Below are 1,997 nucleotides of genomic sequence, written 5' to 3' on the forward strand. Positions count from 1 at the left end.
TCTCGTAAAGAGCTTGCCAACGCCATCCGCGCACTCAGCATGGACGCCGTACAAAAAGCAAATTCCGGCCACCCGGGGGCCCCTATGGGCATGGCGGACATCGCCGAAGTCCTGTGGCGCGACTACCTCAACCACAACCCGACTAACCCGCACTGGGCTGACCGCGACCGTTTCGTGCTCTCCAACGGCCACGGCTCCATGTTGATTTACAGCCTCCTGCACCTCACCGGCTACGACCTGCCGATGCGCGAGCTGGAAAACTTCCGTCAGCTCCATTCCAAAACCCCGGGCCACCCGGAGTACGGTTACACCCCGGGCGTTGAGACCACCACCGGCCCGCTGGGCCAGGGCATCGCCAACGCCGTCGGCTTCGCCATCGCCGAACGCACCCTGGCGGCGCAGTTCAACCGCCCTGGTCACGACATCGTCGACCACCACACCTACGCCTTCATGGGCGACGGCTGCATGATGGAAGGCATCTCGCACGAAGTCTGCTCCCTGGCCGGCACCCTCAAGCTCGGCAAGCTGACCGCCTTCTACGATGACAACGGCATCTCCATCGACGGCCACGTCGACGGCTGGTTCACCGACGACACCGCCCTGCGTTTCGAAGCCTACGGCTGGCACGTGGTGCGCAACGTCGACGGCCACAACCCGGACGCCATCAAGGCCGCGATTGAAGAAGCCCGCAAGGTGACCGACAAGCCGTCGCTGCTGATGTGCAAGACCGTTATCGGCTTCGGTTCGCCGAACAAGGCCGGCACCCATGACGTGCACGGCGCCGCGCTGGGCGCCGCCGAAGTGGCCGCCACCCGCGAAGCGCTGGGCTGGAAATACGCCGCCTTTGAAATCCCGCAGGACATCTACGCCCAGTGGGACGCCAAGGAAGCCGGTCAGGCCAAAGAAGCGGCCTGGAACGACAAGTTCGCCGCCTACGCCAGGGCCTTCCCGGAACTGGCCGCCGAGTTCAAGCGCCGCATGAACGGCGAGCTGCCGGCGGACTGGAAAGCGGACGCCAAGGCGTTCGTGGAAAAACTGCAGGCCAACCCGGCCAACATCGCCAGCCGCAAGGCGTCGCAGAACGCGCTGGAAGCGTTCGGCAAGGTGCTGCCGGAGTTCCTGGGCGGCTCCGCCGACCTGGCGCCGAGCAACCTGACCCTATGGTCCGGTTCGAAAGCGCTGAACGTTGACCCGGCGGGCAACTACATTCATTACGGCGTGCGCGAGTTCGGCATGACCGCCATCACCAACGGCATCGCGCTGCACGGCGGCTTCCTGCCGTACTCGGCGACCTTCCTGATGTTCGTGGAATACGCCCGCAACGCGGTGCGCATGGCGGCGCTGATGAAGCTGCGCAACGTGTTCGTCTACACCCACGACTCCATCGGTCTGGGCGAAGACGGCCCGACCCACCAGCCGGTGGAGCAGCTGGCGAGCCTGCGCGTGACCCCGAACATGAGCACCTGGCGTCCGTGTGACCAGGTGGAATCGGCGGTGGCGTGGCAGTACGGCATCGAGCGCAACGACGGCCCGACCACGCTGGTGTTCTCGCGCCAGAACCTGACCCAGCAGCCGCGCACCGCAGAGCAGCTGGCGAACGTGTACCGCGGCGGCTACGTGCTGAAAGACTGTGCGGGCACGCCGGACGTTATCCTGATTGCCACCGGCTCCGAAGTGGGCATCACGGTGGAGGCGGCGGACAAACTGACCGCGGCGGGCCGCAAGGTGCGCGTGGTGTCGATGCCGTCGACCGACGCGTTCGACAAGCAGGATGCGGCGTACCGCGAGTCGGTGCTGCCGGCGGCGGTAACGGCGCGTGTGGCGGTGGAAGCGGGTATCGCGGACTACTGGTACAAGTACGTGGGCCTGAACGGCGCTATCGTGGGCATGACCACCTTCGGTGAGTCGGCGCCGGCGGAGCAGCTGTTCGCCGAGTTCGGCTTCACCGTGGACAACGTGGTGGCCAAGGCGCAGGCGCTGCTGAAGTAAGCCGCCGG

At 66.0% G+C, this 1,997-nt stretch carries 1 protein-coding gene; it reads left to right on the forward strand.

Features of this window, described 5'->3' with window-relative positions:
• A partial coding sequence (gene tkt / locus ACSBQS_RS24520; RefSeq protein ID WP_434991378.1) for a transketolase occupies window positions 1–1,989 on the forward strand: 1,989 nt, incomplete at its 5' end.
• Between the last annotated feature and the right edge of the window lie 8 nt (window positions 1,990–1,997).

The sequence above is a fragment of the Serratia sp. H402Y genome (assembly GCF_051172415.1).
GTDB lineage: Bacteria > Pseudomonadota > Gammaproteobacteria > Enterobacterales > Enterobacteriaceae > Serratia > Serratia ureilytica.